At 70.1% G+C, this 16,659-nt stretch carries 18 protein-coding genes and 1 riboswitch; of the genes, 14 read left to right on the top strand and 4 right to left on the bottom strand.

Annotated features, from left to right (window positions below; translation table 11 throughout):
• Nucleotides 1-44: 44 nt before the first annotated feature.
• The gene (locus tag IM660_RS13130) at nucleotides 45-428 is read right to left on the bottom strand and encodes a hypothetical protein (protein ID WP_193496122.1); all 384 of its coding nucleotides are present in this window, start codon (nucleotides 426-428) and stop codon (nucleotides 45-47) included.
• Entirely contained in the window at nucleotides 425-724 is a 300-nt protein-coding gene (locus tag IM660_RS13125; RefSeq protein ID WP_193496120.1) for a hypothetical protein, read from the bottom strand. Before IM660_RS13125 ends, IM660_RS13130 begins: the two co-directional genes overlap by 4 nt.
• 269 nt (nucleotides 725-993) lie before the next feature.
• On the opposite strand from IM660_RS13125, the gene ligA reads away from it, so the two are divergent.
• Nucleotides 994-3,396 carry an NAD-dependent DNA ligase LigA gene (gene ligA, locus IM660_RS13120; protein WP_193496118.1) on the top strand — a complete coding sequence of 801 codons (2,403 nt, stop codon included), beginning with the start codon at nucleotides 994-996 and terminating at the stop codon, nucleotides 3,394-3,396.
• Nucleotides 3,397-3,413: 17 nt separating this feature from the next.
• Complete coding sequence (locus tag IM660_RS13115) at nucleotides 3,414-3,824, top strand: hypothetical protein (protein WP_159623480.1); 411 nt, start codon at nucleotides 3,414-3,416, stop codon at nucleotides 3,822-3,824.
• Between the two features lie 531 nt (nucleotides 3,825-4,355).
• Here IM660_RS13115 and IM660_RS13110 read toward each other — a convergent pair.
• Nucleotides 4,356-5,540, bottom strand: coding sequence for an ROK family transcriptional regulator (locus IM660_RS13110; RefSeq protein WP_246464943.1), 1,185 nt, complete (start codon nucleotides 5,538-5,540; stop codon nucleotides 4,356-4,358).
• 108 nt (nucleotides 5,541-5,648) lie between these two features.
• Here IM660_RS13110 and IM660_RS13105 point away from each other — a divergent pair, with 108 nt between their 5' ends.
• Together IM660_RS13105 and IM660_RS13100 are read left to right on the top strand one after the other, a co-directional pair.
• On the top strand, nucleotides 5,649-6,827 hold the full coding sequence (locus tag IM660_RS13105) for a Gfo/Idh/MocA family protein (protein ID WP_193496114.1): 1,179 nt from the start codon (nucleotides 5,649-5,651) through the stop codon (nucleotides 6,825-6,827).
• A gap of 16 nt (nucleotides 6,828-6,843) precedes the next feature.
• Nucleotides 6,844-7,851: a sugar phosphate isomerase/epimerase family protein gene (locus tag IM660_RS13100; RefSeq protein ID WP_193496112.1), complete on the top strand. Its 1,008-nt coding sequence runs from the start codon at nucleotides 6,844-6,846 to the stop codon at nucleotides 7,849-7,851.
• Between the two features lie 151 nt (nucleotides 7,852-8,002).
• Here the strand turns inward: IM660_RS13100 and IM660_RS13095 are convergent, their stop codons facing one another.
• Complete coding sequence (locus tag IM660_RS13095; RefSeq protein WP_193496110.1) at nucleotides 8,003-8,563, bottom strand: cob(I)yrinic acid a,c-diamide adenosyltransferase; 561 nt, start codon at nucleotides 8,561-8,563, stop codon at nucleotides 8,003-8,005.
• Nucleotides 8,564-8,625: 62 nt separating this feature from the next.
• Nucleotides 8,626-8,699, top strand: a riboswitch (adenosylcobalamin-variant (AdoCbl-variant) riboswitch).
• 87 nt (nucleotides 8,700-8,786) lie between these two features.
• On the opposite strand from IM660_RS13095, the gene IM660_RS13090 reads away from it, so the two are divergent.
• From IM660_RS13090 to IM660_RS13045, 10 genes are all read left to right on the top strand, one after another.
• Complete coding sequence (locus IM660_RS13090; protein WP_193496108.1) at nucleotides 8,787-9,443, top strand: hypothetical protein; 657 nt, start codon at nucleotides 8,787-8,789, stop codon at nucleotides 9,441-9,443.
• A gap of 22 nt (nucleotides 9,444-9,465) precedes the next feature.
• On the top strand, nucleotides 9,466-10,485 hold the full coding sequence (locus tag IM660_RS13085; protein WP_193496106.1) for an energy-coupling factor transporter transmembrane component T: 1,020 nt from the start codon (nucleotides 9,466-9,468) through the stop codon (nucleotides 10,483-10,485).
• On the top strand, nucleotides 10,482-12,050 hold the full coding sequence (locus tag IM660_RS13080) for an ABC transporter ATP-binding protein (RefSeq protein WP_193496104.1): 1,569 nt from the start codon (nucleotides 10,482-10,484) through the stop codon (nucleotides 12,048-12,050). The genes IM660_RS13085 and IM660_RS13080 overlap by 4 nt, the downstream gene beginning before the upstream one ends.
• The gene (locus tag IM660_RS13075) at nucleotides 12,047-12,853 is read left to right on the top strand and encodes an ECF transporter S component (RefSeq protein WP_193496102.1); all 807 of its coding nucleotides are present in this window, start codon (nucleotides 12,047-12,049) and stop codon (nucleotides 12,851-12,853) included. The genes IM660_RS13080 and IM660_RS13075 overlap by 4 nt, the downstream gene beginning before the upstream one ends.
• 28 nt (nucleotides 12,854-12,881) lie before the next feature.
• Nucleotides 12,882-13,799: a hypothetical protein gene (locus IM660_RS13070; RefSeq protein ID WP_193496101.1), complete on the top strand. Its 918-nt coding sequence runs from the start codon at nucleotides 12,882-12,884 to the stop codon at nucleotides 13,797-13,799.
• The gene (locus tag IM660_RS13065) at nucleotides 13,796-14,539 is read left to right on the top strand and encodes a LamB/YcsF family protein (RefSeq protein ID WP_193496099.1); all 744 of its coding nucleotides are present in this window, start codon (nucleotides 13,796-13,798) and stop codon (nucleotides 14,537-14,539) included. The genes IM660_RS13070 and IM660_RS13065 overlap by 4 nt, the downstream gene beginning before the upstream one ends.
• Nucleotides 14,536-15,138, top strand: a complete 603-nt coding sequence (pxpB, locus tag IM660_RS13060; protein WP_193496097.1) for a 5-oxoprolinase subunit PxpB — start codon at nucleotides 14,536-14,538, stop codon at nucleotides 15,136-15,138. The genes IM660_RS13065 and pxpB overlap by 4 nt, the downstream gene beginning before the upstream one ends.
• Nucleotides 15,138-15,986 carry a 5-oxoprolinase subunit C family protein gene (locus IM660_RS13055; RefSeq protein ID WP_193496095.1) on the top strand — a complete coding sequence of 283 codons (849 nt, stop codon included), beginning with the start codon at nucleotides 15,138-15,140 and terminating at the stop codon, nucleotides 15,984-15,986. Before pxpB ends, IM660_RS13055 begins: the two co-directional genes overlap by 1 nt.
• A 67-nt stretch (nucleotides 15,987-16,053) precedes the next feature.
• Nucleotides 16,054-16,329, top strand: a complete 276-nt coding sequence (locus IM660_RS13050; RefSeq protein ID WP_193496093.1) for a type II toxin-antitoxin system Phd/YefM family antitoxin — start codon at nucleotides 16,054-16,056, stop codon at nucleotides 16,327-16,329.
• Nucleotides 16,326-16,592, top strand: coding sequence for a type II toxin-antitoxin system RelE family toxin (locus IM660_RS13045; RefSeq protein ID WP_193496091.1), 267 nt, complete (start codon nucleotides 16,326-16,328; stop codon nucleotides 16,590-16,592). Before IM660_RS13050 ends, IM660_RS13045 begins: the two co-directional genes overlap by 4 nt.
• Nucleotides 16,593-16,659: the final 67 nt, after the last annotated feature.

Below are 16,659 nucleotides of genomic sequence, written 5' to 3'. Positions count from 1 at the left end.
GTCTTCGGCTCGTCACCCCTCCATCACATCACACCAGTGCTACCTCATACCGGGATGCCGTACGCCTCGATCAGCCACGCGGAGCCGCCCAGCAACATCCCCGCTGCCACCACGTACCAGATCACCCCGGCCCAGGGCCGAAGCTTGCGCACTCGGGATCGACCGATCGCCGCCGTGATCGCACCGCCGAGGAACATGCCCGCACACACCAGCACAGCCATGGGAAGTGACGGCGCGCCAGTAGGCATGACCCAGCCGTAGTCCACAGAGATGAAGGCGGCACCCACCAGGCCGAAGACCAGCAGCGGGACCAGCACGGCGGACCAGCCGAGCAGGTGGCCCACCGAGACGAGCATGCCGGAGACGTAGCGTCGATCCATGCCGCCGATGCCCTGATCGTGGTATCGCCCTCCGAACGGGTCACTCATGAGGCACTCTGCCAGGCGCTCAGGCCCAGGATGGCGAAGCCGGCGATCGCGTACAGGAAGCCTCGGGTGCGGCCCTGCTTGCCTTCCATTCGCGCACCGGCGGCGAGCGACCAGGCAGCGACGACGGCGGCGAGCGGCAGGTAGAACCAGCGCCGCGCATCGGTCCCGGTGAGGCAGACCAGCTCGGCCTGACCGGAGCGGGCGCAGGCGTCCATCGCTTCCACGAACGGCTCAGTCCACTGGATCACGTGCCAGACGAGGTACCCGATCGAGCTGAGCACGAGCAGGAGGACCACCCCGCCGACGTTGGGGTTGGCAAGGCGCGGTGCTTTATGCCCATCCGGTGGCCCGATGGGCTGTCCGGTCGGTGGTGGGCCGGGAGGCTGCCCGTACGGGTCTTGTGTTTGCCACCCGTAGGAGTTAGCCCCCGACGGCGGAGGTGCGCTCATGGAGATGACCTTCCGTTCCGTAGGCCGTGGGTGGGCGTACTGTGCTCATCTCACCACATGCGCGCGCATCGGACGATCTGGGAGCCGATGTCAGTGGCTCGGGCGACAATGGGCGTGTGAACGACGCATCGATCTCCACCGACGACGCCACCGTCGATCCTGACGTCCGGTCCCGCTGGGACGAGCTCGCCGCCCAGGTGCGCTACGCCCGGGAGGCCTACTACGACAGTGATGCCCAGCTGATGTCGGACGCAGCCTTCGACGAGCTGTTCCGCGAACTGGAGGAACTCGAGCAGCAGCACCCTCAGCTGCGCACTCCGGACTCGCCCACGCAGGTGGTGGGAGCGGCCCGGTCGGCGTTGTTCGACCCAGTCGAGCACGCCGAGCCGATGCTGAGCCTGGACAACGTGTTCTCGGTAGAGGAACTGACCGAGTGGGCGGCGAAGACTGCGGCCGCAGCGGGCCGGGCACCGGCGTGGTTGTGCGAGCTGAAGATCGATGGGCTGGCCATCTCGTTGCGGTATGAGCGCGGGCGCCTGACCAGTGCCGCCACGCGTGGGGATGGGCGCACCGGGGAGGACGTGACCATCAACGCACTGCGGGTGGCGGGTATCCCTGAGCGACTCGCGGGCACCGATCATCCCGATCTGGTGGAGGTGCGCGGGGAGGTGTTCATCCCGACGCAGGCGTTCGCTGAGCTGAACGACCTGCAGGCCCGACTCCAGGAGCGAGCCGTGGCCGCCGCTCGCGAGCGGTGGGAGTCGCGGGCCAAGAACGCTTCAGAGGCGACTCGGGGCACTTTCGATGAGCAGCGTGAGGCGGCTGCGGCAGCGCGACGGTTCCCGGCGTTCGCGAACCCGCGCAATGCGGCCAGCGGCGGGCTGCGTCAGCAGCTGGAGAAGAAGACCGGCCTGGAACGGGAGGCCGGTGACGCGCGCGTGGCGGCGCTGCGGTTGTACGTGCACGGGATCGGTGCCTGGCCGCGCCCACCAGTGGCCGCGCAGAGTGAGATCTACGATCTCCTGGCCGGCTGGGGACTCCCGGTGAGCCCGCACTCGAAGGTGTGCACCACCATCGAGGAGGTCGCCGCGTTCGTCGAGTATCACGGCGAGCACCGGCACGATGTCGAGCACGAGATCGACGGCGTGGTGGTGAAGGTGGACGAGCTCGCCCTGCATGACGAGCTCGGGGCGACCAGTCGTGCTCCCCGGTGGGCGATCGCCTACAAGTACCCACCGGAGGAGGTACACACCAAGCTCCTCGACATCGCCGTCGGGGTCGGGCGCACCGGTCGTGCCACACCGTACGGCGTGATGGAACCGGTGCTGGTGGCCGGCAGCGTGGTCCGGCAGGCAACGTTGCACAACCAGGACGTCGTGCGAGCCAAGGGCGTGCTCATCGGGGACACCGTGGTGCTGCGCAAGGCCGGGGACGTGATCCCGGAGATCCTCGGCCCGGTCGTCGAGCTGCGGGACGGCAGCGAGACGGAGTTCGTGATGCCGGCCGAGTGCCCCGAGTGCGGCACTGAGTTGCGACCGATGAAGGAGGAGGATATCGATCTGCGGTGCCCGAACGCGGAGTCCTGCCCGGCGCAGGTTCGCGGCCGGGTCGAGCACATCGGCTCCCGGGGCGGGCTGGACATCGAAGCCCTCGGGGAAGTGACGGCGGCGGCGCTGACCCAGCCTCGCGTGCCCCGGAATCCTCCGCTCGTGACCGAGGCGCGACTGTTCGACCTCACCATCGACGAACTCGTCCCGATCGAAGTAGTGGTCCGTGACGCCGAGACCGGTGAGCCGAAGGCCGACGATGACGGCGAACCTTCCCTCCGCCGACCGTTCCAGAAGACGGTGCGCGACTACCCGCCGGAGGCCGCCGGGTTGACCGCCGCCGAGCGCCGCAAGGCAGGTATCCGACAGGTCGAGCAGGTGGTGCCTTCTAGCCAGGCCGAGACGCTCGTCGCCGAACTGGAGAAGGCCAAGACCAAGGACCTGTGGCGCCAGCTCGTCAGTCTCAACATCCGCCACGTCGGACCGGTCGCGGCACGGGCGCTCGCGGACTGGTTCGGATCCTTGGACGCGATCGAGGCGGCGAGTGAAGACGAGCTTGCGCAGGTCGAGGGTGTCGGGCCCACGATTGCGGCGGCCGTCACCGAATGGCTCACCGTGGAGTGGCACCGGGAGATCCTGACCCAGTGGCGAGCTGCCGGGGTCCGCTTCACCGTCCCCGACCATCCAGGCCCGGGTGCCGCCCGGCAGGAGGGGCCGCTGACCGGCCTGACCGTCGTGGTGACCGGCTCGATGGAGCACTTCACCCGGGACGGCGCGAAGGAGGCCATCATCGCTGCCGGCGGAAAGGCCGCCGGGTCCGTGTCGAAGAAGACCGACTACGTGGTGGTCGGCCCTGGCGCCGGATCGAAGGAGGCCAAGGCGCGGGATCTCGGGTTGCCGATCCTCGACGAGGCCGGGTTCGAGCGGCTACTCAAGGAAGGACCGGACGCCGTGGCGGAGAGTCCGGACTGAGCACCCATACTGGAACGATGATCAGTGACACCCTCGCCCGCGACCTCCGAGACGCCGGCCTGCGCTGGGACCCCGCCCCGGGCGACCAGTTCCGGATCGAGGCCGAGGCACTGTCCGAGGAGGTGTTCATCCTCTCCCACATGGTGATCGAGCCCCGCACCTACGACACCGGAACGGTGCTCAACTTCAACGGCACCACCGAATGGGCGCTCGACAACGTCGCCGCCGACGAGGCGCTTTGGCTTCCTCGTGAGGATCAGCTCCGAGACCTTCTCGGTGGCACGTTCGAGGCCCTGACGCGTGGCGCGCAGGGCTACGAGGTGACCACCCGCGACCCGGACGGCGAACGCCATACCTTCACCTCCGCCGTCGTGGAGGACGCCTACGCCCACGCGCTGCTGCAGCTGGTGCGCCAGGCCACCCACTGACCGCGATACCCAGGGCGGGGCCTTCACCCAACCGGCACGTGTTCACCGGATCGTTGCGCTGCGCGGCGGGCGATGCGGCCTGCTCGGCCTGAGACGAGCCGTCCACGTCGCGAGACGCTTGTCATTGTCTGCAGAGTGGTGGACAGTACCAGGTGAGGACGGCGGTTCCCGATGCTTCACTGCCTCACCATGGCGGGCCGTCGTCTCGGATGGAGATGCTGCGATGGCAGTGCTGGAGATCGCCGGAGCGGGAATAGTTGGAATGGCAATCGGACGCCTGATCTACGTGTCGTGGAGAGGGCGGAACACGGTGTGGGCTCTGATTGCGGGCCTGGCGCTGGCTTCTCCCGTGGCCCTGAGTACTTGGGAGGATGCTGCGATGGCTACCTTTCTGGGGGCGAGCCTTGTGGTTGGCGTGGGGTTGTACCTGCTCGGGTCGCCGCTTTCGCGGGACGTGGTGTCCGAGGGGGAGCGTCATGCGTCATCAATCGGAGATGGCGGTCGGTAGCGAGCCCCAGTGCTCGCGGGCGCTTATGCCGATCCCATGGCGTCCACGGTCCGAGGATCCAGCACCCGGTCGATCACCACGCGCGCCCCGCCCAGCAGCCCGGCCCGGCCCCCGGTGCGGCTCGCCACGACCTGCAGCTTGCTCGTGGCGAGCGGGAGCGAACGCCCGCGCACCATCTGCTCGATGCCCTCGAAGAGCGGGCTCGGCTCGTGCGCGAGCGGCCCGCCGATCACGATCACCGATGGATTGAGGAGGTTGACGCAGCCGGCGAGCACTGCACCCAGGTTCTGCCCGGCCAGGCGGACGACCTCGGCGACCCCGGGATCGCCGAGCAGTGCCTGCACCTCCTCCAACCGCCGTGCGTCGTGGCCCAACGCCCGCACCGAGCGAAGGATCGCCGTCCCGCTGGTAAGTGCCTCCAGGCACCCGGTGTTGCCGCAGGCGCACTGCACCGGCGCCCCGCCCGGTACTGCGACGTGCCCCAGGTCCCCGGCCGCGCCGTCGGCGCCACGCACCAGCCGGTGATCGGCCACGATCCCGGCCCCCACGCCGGTGGCGATCTTCACGAACATCAGGTGCGCCGTCGTGGGATAGCTGGTGATGTGCTCACCGAGCGCCATCAGGTCGACGTCGTTGTCCACCAGTACCGGCGCCTTGAAGCTCTGCCCCAGCACCCCGACAACGTCCGCACCGTCCCAGCCGGGCATGATCGGCGGAGTTCGTGGCCTGCCGGTGGCCTGTTCCACCGGACCCGGGAGCCCGATGCCGACTCCGGCGAGCGGGCTCGTACCGCCAACCTCTGCCAGCAGCTCCTGGCCGCGTCGGGTAGCGATGTCGAGCACAGGGCCCGGACCGAGGGTGATGTCCAGATCCTCCCGATGCTCGGCCAGCACGTTCCCGTCGAGATCGGTCACCGCGACGGCCAGGTGGGCCGCCCCGAGGTCGATCGCCAGCACGGTGCGGGCCCGGGGATCGAAGCGGACGAAGATCGGAGGCCGTCCACCCGTCGAGGTACCCGTCTCCGAGCGCAGCAGCCCGGTACGTAGCAGCGCGTCCAGGCGCAGCGTCACCGTGGAGCGCGCGAGCCCCGTCTCGGCCACCAGGTCCGCCCGGGTGCGGGGTACCCCGTCGCGCAGCACCTGCAGCAACTGCCCGGCCCCGACGGCGGAGCGTCCGTCGGGTGCAGGCGTGGCGGTGGTCGTGGGCACGGCACTCACCGTAGCGTCCACCTCGGACTTTTGCTCGACTATCGTCAAAAGTGCCGATACCGTGGAGGCGAACCGTCCGAGACCGCACGGCCCGAGGAGATCTCACCGATGAGCACCCAGTCCCCGCCGCTGAACGTGGCGATGATCGGCTACGCCTTCATGGGCGCCGCCCACTCCCAGGGGTGGCGCGTGGCCCCCCGGTTCTTCGACCTGCCCCTGAACCCCGTGCAGCACCTCATCTGCGGGCGCAACCCCGAGAACCTCGCCGCCGCAGCGGCCAACCTCGGCTGGGCCCACACCGAGACCGACTGGCGCACGGCCATCGCACGCGACGACGTCGACCTCGTCGACATCTGCACCCCGGGGAACACGCACGCCGAGATCGCGATCGCCGCGCTGGAGGCGGGCAAGCACGTGCTGTGCGAGAAGCCCCTGGCGAACAGCGTGGCCGAGGCCGAGCAGATGGCGGCGGCCGCTGAGAAGGCTGCGGCGAATGGTGTGAAGGCGATGGTCGGATTCACCTACCGGCGTGTGCCCGCCATTCAGCTCGCGAGGCAGCTCGTGGCTGAGGGGGAGCTGGGCGAGATCCGTCAGGTCCGTGCCCAATACCTGCAGGACTGGCTCGCCGATCCGCAGGCCCCGCTCTCATGGCGCCTCCAGAAGGATGTTGCCGGCTCCGGGGCCCTGGGCGACATTGGCGCCCACATCGCCGACGCCGTGCAGTTCATCACCGGGGAGCACATCACCGGCGTGGCCGGGCTGACTGAGACGTTCGTCAAGGAACGCCCGGTCGAGACCGAGCGGGTCGGGATCGCCGGCGTCGGGGGAGATGAGCTCGGGCCCGTCACTGTGGACGACGCCGCGATCTGGCTGGCACGCCTCTCCGGTGGGGCGATCAGCACCTTCGAGGCGACCCGGTTCGCGTGGGGGCGCAAGAACGCGCTGCGCATCGAGATCAACGGTACGCAGGGATCGGTCGCCTTCGACCTGGAGCGTCTCAACGAGCTGCAGTACTTCGACGCCCGCGAAGGCACCCGCACCAACGGGTTCCGCACCATCCTCGTCACCGAGGGCGAGCACCCCTACATCGCCGCCTGGTGGCCTCCGGGCCACGGCCTCGGCTACGAGCACGGGTTCACCCACCAGGTGGTGGACCTGGTGACCGCGCTCGCCGAGGGCACCCAGCCCGAGCCGTCCTTCGCCGACGGGCTGCGGGTGCAGCGCGTGCTCGACGCCGTCGAGCGGTCGTCCGCCGAGAACAGCACCTGGACAGAAGTCCCCGCCTGAGTAGAGGAGCACACCCATGGCACGACCGATCACCCTGTTCACCGGCCAGTGGGCCGATATGCCGTTCGAGGAACTGTGCCGGCGGGCCGGCGAGTGGGGCTATGACGGCCTCGAGATCGCCTGCTGGGGCGACCACCTCGACCCGAACCGCGCCGCCACCGACGACGACTACGTGGCCGAGAAGCTCGCCATCCTCGAGAAGAACAACCTCAAGGTCTGGACGATCTCCAACCACCTCAAGGGTCAGGCCGTCTGCGACGACCCGATCGACGAGCGGCACCGCGACATCCTGCCGGACTCGGTCTGGGGCGACGGCGACCCCGAAGGTGTGCGCCAGCGCGCCGCTGAGGAGATGAAGAACACCGCCCGCGCCGCGAAGCGCCTCGGGGTCAAGACCGTCACCGGGTTCACCGGTTCGTCGATCTGGAAGTACGTCGCGATGTTCCCGCCGGTGCGGGACGAGCTCGTCGAGGCCGGGTATCAGGACTTCGCCGACCGCTGGAACCCGATCCTGGACGTCTTCGACGAGCAGGGCGTGCGGTTCGCACTCGAGGTGCACCCCAGCGAGATCGCCTACGACTACTGGACCACCGTGAAGACGCTGGAGGCGATCGGCCACCGGGAGTCCTTCGGGATCAACTGGGACCCCAGCCACATGGTCTGGCAGCAGCTCGACCCCGTGGGCTTCCTGCTCGACTTCCCCGAGAAGATCTTCCACGTGCACTGCAAGGACACCAAGGTGCGCATCAATAACGGCCGCAACGGGCGCTTGTCCTCGCACCTGCCGTGGGCGGACCCGCGCCGCGGGTGGGACTTCATCTCCACCGGCCACGGCGACGTGCCGTGGGAGGACGCGTTCCGCGCTCTCAACCACATCGGCTACGACGGCCCGCTCTCGGTGGAGTGGGAGGACGCCGGCATGGACCGCCTCGTCGGCGCCCCCGAGGCCCTGGAGTTCGTGCGCAACGTGAGTAAGTACGAGCCGTCGGAGGCCGCCTTCGACGCGGCGTTCTCCACGCGCTGAGGTCTGACGCCACCTGCACCGACGCCACCCGCACCGACGCCACCCGCACCGGGGGTGAAGTTGACGTCGATTATTCGGCCATAACCGACGTCAACTTCACCCCCGGTGGGCTGGTGGTCGGTGGGCGGGTGGTCGGTGGGCTTGTGGTCGGTCAGCGGGTGGTGGGCTCTTCGGTCTCCCCGGCGGCGTGCCGGGCGAGCACGAACAGCAGGTCCGAGAGCCGGTTCAGGTAGCGCCCGACGGCGTCGCTCACCTGACCACCCGCCTCCCTGGCGGCGAGTGCGTGTCTTTCCGCGCGCCTGGCCACAGCTCGGGCGTGATCCAGCGTGGCACTCTGGGCAGTGGCGCCGGGAATCACGAACACCGGCTTCAGCGGCCGGGCCGTGACCAGCTCGTCGATCAACTCCTCCAGACCGGTGACCATGTCGTCGGTCACCAGCGACACTCCAGGGTCGAGCCGGTCCCGGTGATCCGGGTTGGCGGCGAGATCGGCGCCGAGGACGAACAACTCGCGCTGCAGGCGCAGGATGGTCTCGGCGGTCTGTGTATCGTCCGAGGCTCGTTCTGAGGTCGCCGCCCGCGCCACCCCCAGCAGCGCGACCACCTCGTCAACGTCCCCACCGGTCTCCATCACCGGGTCCGTCTTGGCGATCCGTCCGCCATAGAGCCGGCCCGTGCTGCCGTCGTCACCGGTGCGTGTGTAGATCCTCATCCGACCAGGATGGCTCAGCATTCGCCCGGCCCGGGAGAGACGCGCCATACTGAGATGTTCAGTCCTGGGCCCAGGGGAAGCCGGTGCAATTCCGGCGCTGTCCCGCAACCGTGAGAGTCGGATCACCTGGCCAGGACGTCGAAGCTCGACCCGTCGTGGACTGCGGGTAGTGCCCCCGGCCGCAGGTCGTGGCGCCCTCGTGGTCCCTTGAGAAAGGCACCCGATGCACCTGACCCTCCGCTCCCTCCCGGCCCTCGCCGCTGCCGCGGCCCTCACGACGGCGTCCCTCGCCGGCGCATTCGGCGCCCCCTCCGCCGGGGCTGAGGCCGTGACCCCCGCGCCGGTCGGCACCGCTTGCCCGGATGAGACCGGCGTGACCGTCGTGGTCGACTTCACTGACGTCGGCGGCGACATCGAGGTCGGCTGCGCCGATGGGGACCCGACCACAGGTCGTGAGGCGCTCGAATCCGCGGGATTTGCTCCGGAGGACTCCCAGCCCGGCCTCATCTGCACGATCGACGGCCAGCCCGACCCCTGCCCTGAGGAGTTCGACGGCAACTACTGGTCCTACTGGAACGCCGAGCCCGACAGCGAGTGGACCAGCTACGAGGTCGGCGCCGACGAGGCTGACCCCGCGCCCGGCGCCATCGAGGGATGGCGCTACTCCGACGGCTCCGAAGGCCCGGGCATCGCACCCGTCGATGTGCTTGCCGTGGCCGAGCCGGAGGAGACCACCGACGAGTCTGCCGAGGATGCCGACCATGCGGACGAGCCCGCCGAGGAATCCTCCACCCCGATGCTGCCGATCCTCGCCGTTGTGCTCGGGCTCGCGCTGGTCGCGGCCATCGTGCTCGTCGTGCGCCGTCGCGCTCGCAACTGACTGAGCACGACCCGGCATACCCATGACGACGGCGACCCTCACTCACCCCCTGGCCTGGTGGGCCTGGGCGGCTGGGGTGACGGTCGCCGTCGTGCGCCTGCCTGCCGGAGCGGCGACGGGGCTGATCCTGCTGGCCGTGCTGCTGGTGGGCGTGGCGTGCCGGGCGGACTCGCCATGGGCGAAGGCGTTCCCGGCCGCGATCATGCTCGGCGGGATCATCGTGGCGGTGCGGGTGGGCTTCTATCTCGTGGTGGGGCTCCCGGACTCCAGCCCGGTGCTGTGGTCGTGGCCGCAGATCGGCCTGCCCGGATGGTTCACCAACCTCTCACTCCTCGGACCCGTGCACGCCGACGGACTCACCAGTGCAGCACTGACCGGGTTGTCCCTGGCCACGCTGGTGATCACGTTCGGCGCGGTCAACGCCATAGCGAACCCGCGCTTGGCGCTGCGGTGCCTGCCGGGGTCGCTGCACCACCTCGGCACCGCCGCGGTGATCGCCGTGTCCGTCACCCCGCAGTTGATCACCGCGATCGCGCGCGTCGGCCGGGCGCAGTCGCTGCGCGGCGGGGCTAGGCGCGGGCTGCGGGCCTTCACGGCCCGGTTGGTTCCCGTGCTCGCCGGGGCGCTGGACCAGGCGCTCGACCTTGCTGCGTCCATGGACTCCCGCGGGTACGCCCGCGTGCACCCGGATCACCGGGGTGGCCGCCGCGGCGTCACGGTGCTCGTGATGACCGCACTGGTCGCCGCCGTCGCCGGAACCTACGCCCTGCTGGATGCCAGCGCCCCCCGTGGCCTGGGGCTCGCGCTGCTGATCGGGGGTGCTGCGGTGGGAGCAGGAACGTCAGTGCTCGCCTCCCGCGCGGTGGTGCGCACCCGCTATCGGCCGTTGCCGTGGGGCGTGCGGGCGTGGATCGTGGCCGGAGTCGGCGGGCTCGCACTTGTGGTCGCCCTGGCCGGGCATGCTGCCGGCACCGATCCGCTGCTGCTCGGCATTGTCGCCGCCGCGGCGCTCGCCGTTCCCGCCCTGACGGAGGCCACATGATCGAGATCGAGAACCTCACCGTCACCTACGCCGGCGAGCCCGTGCTGACCGAGGTGAGTGCCGCCGTCGGAGAGGGCGAGTTGTGCCTGGTGGTCGGGCCCACCGGATCAGGGAAGTCCACGCTGCTCGGCGCCGTCAGCGGCCGGGTGCCGCACCTGACCGGCGGGCAGGTCGGCGGCAACGTGCGGGTCGGTGGGCGTGACACCCGCACCCACCAGCCGCGGGACTTGGCGGACGTGGTCGGGGTGGTCGGGCAGGACCCGCAGGCCACCTTCGTCACCGAGACCGTCGCCGACGAGCTCGCGTTCACCATGGAGCAGCTCGGTATCGCACCGGCGTTGATGCGGCGCCGCGTGGAGGAGGTGGCGGACCTGCTCGGACTGGCCGACCTGCGCGACCGGGCGCTGCACACCCTCTCCGGCGGAGAGCAGCAGCGGGTTGCGATCGGGGCTGTCCTGACCGCTCAGCCTCGTGTGCTGGTGCTCGACGAGCCGACGTCCGCGCTCGACCCGGGAGCGGCAGAAGATGTGCTTGCCGCCCTGGCCCGGTTGGTCCACGACGCCGGGGTCACAGTGCTGCTCGCCGAGCACCGGCTCGAACGTGTCGTCGGATTCGCGGACATGGTGATCTCCCTCGACGGCGGCCGCGCCCACGCCGGTGACCCTGCCGAGGTGTTCGCCACCGCCCCCGTGGCACCGCCGGTGGTGCAGCTGGGTCGCCTGGCCGGCTGGCAACCCGTGCCGCTCACCGTGCGGGATGCACGACGGCGCAGCGCACCCCTGCGCGAGCACCTCGGTTCGCCTGTGCTCCCCACGCGTGAACCCGGGGAGGTCGTGCTGACCGCCGAGCGGGTGCGGGTGGCCTACGACCGCATGATCGCGGTGGACGGCATCGACCTCGACGTTTGCTCTGGGCACGTGACCGCCGTGATGGGGCGCAACGGTGCCGGGAAGTCCTCGCTGCTGTGGGCGCTCGCTGGGGCGAAGCGGCTCGAGAGTGGGCGTGTGCGCGGGTTCGAGCAGGCGGCGCTGGTGCCGCAGTCGCCTGAGGATCTGCTCTACCTGCTCACCGTGGCCGCGGAGTGCCGCACCGCCGATGCCGACGCGGGTGTCGAGCCCGGGACCACCCGTGCGCTGCTGGACGCACTCGTGCCCGGCATCGACGATGACGCCAACCCGCGCGATCTCTCCGAGGGGCAGCGGCTGGCGCTCGCGGTGGCGATCCAGCTGGCGCGCAGTCCGCAGGTGCTGCTGCTCGACGAACCCACGCGCGGGCTCGACTATGCCGCCAAGGAGCACCTGGTCGTGGTGCTGGACGGTCTCGCGGATGCGGGTCACGCGGTGGTGGTGGCCAGCCATGATGTGGAGTTCGTGGCGCAGGTGGCCGATCGGGTGGTGCAGCTGGCGGATGGATTGGTGGTGGCCGATGGCCCGGTGCGGGACGTGCTGGCCGACTCGGCCCTGCTCGCCCCGCAGGTGGCGAAGGTGCTCAGCCCGCAGCCGTGGCTGACGGTGGGCGAGATTCGCACAGCACTGGCGGCGAGCGGCATGGAGGCATCGCCATGACGAGGCGCCCACCGGCCGTGCCGGTCTCGCCACGGTTGGCGCTCGCACTGGCCGCAGTGAGTGTGCTGGGCGTGCTCGCCTTCGCGTGGCCGCTGTTCCTGGACGCCGGTGCCGCACTCGACGACGAGACGGCTGCCCCGATCGTGCTCGGTGTGGTGCTGGCCGCCTCGCTGCTGGTGGTGGCGGTTGCTGTCAGCGACGGTGGCATGGACACCCGTGCGGTGGCGATGCTCGGCCTGCTGGCGGCGGTGGGGGCGCTGATCCGGCCGATCGCGGCAGGAACCGGGGGAGTGGAGACCGTGTTCGTGCTGCTCGTGCTTGGCGGCCGAGTGTTCGGGCCGGGGTTCGGTTTCCTGCTGGGTGGCACCACCCTGTTCGCCTCTGCGCTACTCACCGGTGGGGTGGGGCCGTGGCTGCCCTACCAGATGCTGGGTGCGGCGTGGGTGGGGCTGGGCGCGGGGCTGCTGCCCCAGCGGATCGGACGCATGCCGCTGCGCGGCATCACCGAACTCGTGATGCTGGCGCTCTACGGAGCGATCGCCTCGGTGTTGTTCGGAGTGGCGATGAACCTCTCGTTCTGGCCGTTCCTGCTCGGCGGGGCCACCGAGATCTCCTTCGTACCCGGGGCAACAGTGACGGAGAATCTGGGCCGGTTCCTCACCTACAGCGTGGTGACGTCGTTGCCCTGGGATCTCACCCGGGCGATCACCACGGTGCTGGGGATCGCCGTGGCGGGGCATGCGGTGTTGGTGACCCTACGCCGGGCGGCACGACGGGCAGCGTTCGTCGACGACGTAGGCTGAGTCATGCCAGAACGACCGGAGGGGAGCAATGCGCACACGTGGGTTTGCAGCGCTGCTGGCGGTTGCTGCCATCGTGATGACGGGCTGCTCCACAGGTGAGGACCCGGCACCGGAACCGACCACGACGGCACCGACCTCTGACGCGCCCTCACCCGAGCCCTCCGATCCTTCCGAAACCAAGTCTCCCAGCCCGAGCCCGGAGCCGTTCGATCCCCGCAGCGTCGACCTCGCCAACGCTGAATGGGAGGCTGGGGACCTCTGGTACGAGCCCGAGACCCTTGAACTCGTCGACGGCGAGGCCGCCGGGGAGCGCGGAGCGCCGGGTCGCTACGTCACGGCGCTCGAGGATGCCCTGTACGTCGACCTCGACGGGGACGACCTGGAGGACGTCGTGGCCCCGCTGACGTTTGAAGCCGACGTGAGCGAGGGCACCTACGAGTGGGTGAGCACCACATGGTTCGCCTGGCTCAACGACGGCGAGAAGCTCACGCAGTACCCGTTCCCGCTCGCCGCGGCCGGGGACTGTTCCACCCAGGTCCACCAGATCACCCCGGCACCCGGCGGTGTGGGGGTGGTGGTCGACGAGGCGCAGATGGCATGGCAGTCAGCCTGCGCCGACGGCGCCACCATCGAGGTCACCCGCACCGTGCAGATCGACCATGACGAGACCGGCGAGCCCTGGCTGGTGCAGACTGACCCATTCGACTCCTGGGGCGGAGCCTGCCTGCCGATGCTCGGCCCCGGTGACGATCCGGGAGAGGTCAACGTCGCACCAGGGCTCGAAGCGGCCTCGCCCGACGTGCCGCCGGTGATCGTCGAGACCGGGATCGAGGAGGCGGGCGGCTCCTGGATGAGCGAGTCCGTCGACGGCTGGGACTTCGTGACGTACCTCCAGGATCAGGATCCGGACTTCGTCTCCTACTGCGGCTGGACGCCGGAGCGATGAGTACACACGCCCTTGATCTCAATGCCGACCTCGGTGAAGACGTCGGCGACGACACCGCCATGCTCGCGATCGTGACCAGCGCCAACGTCGCCTGCGGCGGTCATGCCGGCGACGTCGACACCATGATCGCCACCTGCGCCGCGGCCGTCGCCCGCGGCGTGCGGATCGGGGCGCACCCCGCGTACCCCGACCGGGAGAATTTCGGACGGCGACCGGTCGCCATCGACGAACAGGCCCTCACCACCCACCTGCGCGCTCAGGTGCGAGACCTGGTCGAGGCGGCCTCCGCCGTCGGGGGTCAGGTGACCTACCTGAAGCCACACGGAGCCCTGTACCACGCGGCCACCCGCGACAGCGAGCACGCCCGTGCCGTGGTGACGGCCGCCGCGGACGCCGGTCTCGCCGTCGTGGGGGCACCGGGGAGCGTGCTGCTCGACCTCGCCCGCACTGCCGGGTTGATCTGCGTGGCGGAAGGATTCGCCGACCGTGCCTACACCCCCGGCGGCGCTCTCGTGCCCCGTGGGGAGCCCGGCGCTGTCCTGCACGACCCTGCGCTGATCGCTGACCGCGTGGCCGGACTCGTGCGCACGGGTGAGCTTCCCAGCGTGGACGGGAACCGGGTGGCGCTGGACGTGCGCACCCTGTGCGTGCACGGCGACACCCCCGACGCCGTGACCATCGCCCGCCGGGTGCGGGCGGTTCTCGACGCGGCCGGGTTGAGCCCGGAGCCGTTCACATGAGGATCCTGCCCAGTGGTGAGCGCGCCCTGCTGATCGAGGTGGAGGACTCCACGGCCGTCCATGCCCTCGCCCGTGCGCTCGCGCAGATCGCCGGCGTGATCGACGTGGTGCCTGCCGCCCGCACGGTGCTCCTCACCTGCGCACCGGAAGCCCTCGACGGCGTCCGTTCCCTGGCCGCTGACCTCACCCCCGAGGGGGCCTCAGCCGCCGACACCGGGGAGGAGGTGGTGATCGACGTGCACTATGACGGGGAGGACCTCGACGAGGTCGCCCGCATGACCGGTCTCAGCACCGTCGAGGTGATCGCCCGGCACACTCGTGCCACCTATACCGCCGACTTCCTCGGGTTCGCACCCGGTTTCGCCTACCTCTCCGGGCTCGACCCGGCCCTGCACGTGCCTCGCCTGGACACCCCGCGCACGTCGGTTCCCGCCGGTGCGGTCGCGATCGCCGGAGATAGGGCGGCCGTCTACCCGCGATCCTCACCGGGTGGCTGGCGGTTGCTGGGCCACACCGACGCCGTGCTCTTCGACCCCGAGGCCGACCCGCCCGCGCTGCTGCGTGCGGGCACCCGGGTCCGGTTCCGGGAGGTGGGCTGATGTTGCGGGTGCTTGATGCCGGACTTGTGTTGATCGAGGACCTCGGCCGCGCCGGCCATGCAGCGTCCGGGGTGAGTGCCTCAGGGGCCGCCGACCGCGGCGCCCTCGTGGCCGCCAACCGCAGGCTCGGCAACCCCGACGGCGCACCCGCCCTGGAGGTGATGCTGGGCCAGCTGCATCTGCGCGCCGAGCAGGAGGTGCTTGTCACTCTCGCCGGGGCGCCCGCGCCGCTGAGGGCCGACGGCATGGTGCACCCGCCCGGGGCAGTGGTGATGCTCCCCGCCGGGGCCGAGCTGATGCTGCGCACCCCGCCGTGGGGGCTGCGCAGCTATCTCGCCGTGCGGGGAGGAATCGATGTACCGCGCGTGCTCGGCTCGGCCAGTCACGACGTGCTCTCCGGGCTCGGGCCGCCGCCGGTGCAGGCAGGGGATGTGCTCTCTGTCGGTACACCGTCCGGTCCGGTGCCGACCGCCGACGTGACGCACGGCGCACCGCACACGCCGTTCCTGCTCGACGTGCTGCCCGGGCCGCGGCGGGACTGGTTCACACCCGAGGCGGTGGAGACGTTCCTGTCCGAGCCGTACACGGTGACCGACACCGGTGACCGGGTGGGGGTGCGCCTGGATGGCCCGGTACTGGAACGGGCACGGTCCGGTGAGCTTGCGTCGGAAGGTGTGGTGCGGGGGAGCGTCCAGGTGCCGCCGGACGGGAAACCCTTGATCTTCGGGCCCGACCATCCGGTGACCGGCGGCTACCCGGTGATCGGGGTGCTCACCGAGGCCGCCGCCGATGCCTCCGCGCAGGTGCGGCCCGGGCAGCAGGTCAGGTTCCGGCACCGGGGTTGGTGAACGACTAGCCGATCACTGGCCATAAATATGGCTAGTCAAAGGTTATGAATAGGGTTATCCTGGGTCGATGAAGACGGTGACGTTGAGCGACGCGAAGGACAAGCTCTCGGGCTACCTCGACGAGGTCGAGACGGAGCACGAGATCGTCCGCATCACGCGGCACGGGCGCGGTTCTGCCGTGCTCATCAGCCAGGACGATCTCGACTCGCTCCGCGAGACGATCTTCTGGCTCTCCCAGCCCGGCATCCGGGAGGACATCGCCGAAGCACGGCGGTCGGTCGAGGAGTCGTCGACGATGAGCGCCGACGACGTCCGGACGCGGTACGGTCTGCCGCCCCGATGACCTGGGAGGTCCAGTTCGCGCCCAGTGCGGTGCGTGGGCTCGACCGGTTGCCGCCCAGGATTGTCGGCGCCGTCGTGGAGTTCATCACGGTCACGTTGCCGACGAACCCGGAACGGATGAGCAAGCCGCTCGCCGGTGAGCTGGAGGGGTACCGGTCCGCTCGTCGCGGCGACTACCGCGTCATTTTCTCGCTCGACGATGCGACATCGGAGTTGCTTGTCATCCGTGTGGCGCATCGAGCTGACGTGTACCGGCCCGGGTGAGCGTGGTGGGCAGACGTGTAAGTCACGGCTGACGCAGCCGTGCTGTTGACCCGGATGCTGTGAGGGA

Origin of the sequence: Ruania alkalisoli, from assembly GCF_014960965.1 — a bacterium.
Lineage (GTDB): Bacteria > Actinomycetota > Actinomycetes > Actinomycetales > Beutenbergiaceae > Ruania > Ruania alkalisoli.
Note: the sequence above shows the minus strand (reverse complement) of the source record. Positions and strands in the feature narration are given on the sequence as shown.

Bases quoted from the DNA above. Each gene is read 5' to 3' on its own strand.
- IM660_RS13130 (WP_193496122.1), bottom strand. From the start codon at position 428: ATGAGTGACCCGTTCGGAGGGCGATACCACGATCAGGGCATCGGCGGC.
- IM660_RS13115 (WP_159623480.1), top strand. From the start codon at position 3,414: ATGATCAGTGACACCCTCGCCCGCGACCTCCGAGACGCCGGCCTGCGC.
- IM660_RS13105 (WP_193496114.1), top strand. From the start codon at position 5,649: ATGAGCACCCAGTCCCCGCCGCTGAACGTGGCGATGATCGGCTACGCC.
- IM660_RS13100 (WP_193496112.1), top strand. From the start codon at position 6,844: ATGGCACGACCGATCACCCTGTTCACCGGCCAGTGGGCCGATATGCCG.
- IM660_RS13095 (WP_193496110.1), bottom strand. From the start codon at position 8,563: ATGAGGATCTACACACGCACCGGTGACGACGGCAGCACGGGCCGGCTC.
- IM660_RS13090 (WP_193496108.1), top strand. From the start codon at position 8,787: ATGCACCTGACCCTCCGCTCCCTCCCGGCCCTCGCCGCTGCCGCGGCC.
- IM660_RS13085 (WP_193496106.1), top strand. From the start codon at position 9,466: ATGACGACGGCGACCCTCACTCACCCCCTGGCCTGGTGGGCCTGGGCG.
- IM660_RS13080 (WP_193496104.1), top strand. From the start codon at position 10,482: ATGATCGAGATCGAGAACCTCACCGTCACCTACGCCGGCGAGCCCGTG.
- IM660_RS13075 (WP_193496102.1), top strand. From the start codon at position 12,047: ATGACGAGGCGCCCACCGGCCGTGCCGGTCTCGCCACGGTTGGCGCTC.
- IM660_RS13070 (WP_193496101.1), top strand. From the start codon at position 12,882: ATGCGCACACGTGGGTTTGCAGCGCTGCTGGCGGTTGCTGCCATCGTG.
- IM660_RS13065 (WP_193496099.1), top strand. From the start codon at position 13,796: ATGAGTACACACGCCCTTGATCTCAATGCCGACCTCGGTGAAGACGTC.
- pxpB (WP_193496097.1), top strand. From the start codon at position 14,536: ATGAGGATCCTGCCCAGTGGTGAGCGCGCCCTGCTGATCGAGGTGGAG.
- IM660_RS13055 (WP_193496095.1), top strand. From the start codon at position 15,138: ATGTTGCGGGTGCTTGATGCCGGACTTGTGTTGATCGAGGACCTCGGC.
- IM660_RS13050 (WP_193496093.1), top strand. From the start codon at position 16,054: ATGAAGACGGTGACGTTGAGCGACGCGAAGGACAAGCTCTCGGGCTAC.
- IM660_RS13045 (WP_193496091.1), top strand. From the start codon at position 16,326: ATGACCTGGGAGGTCCAGTTCGCGCCCAGTGCGGTGCGTGGGCTCGAC.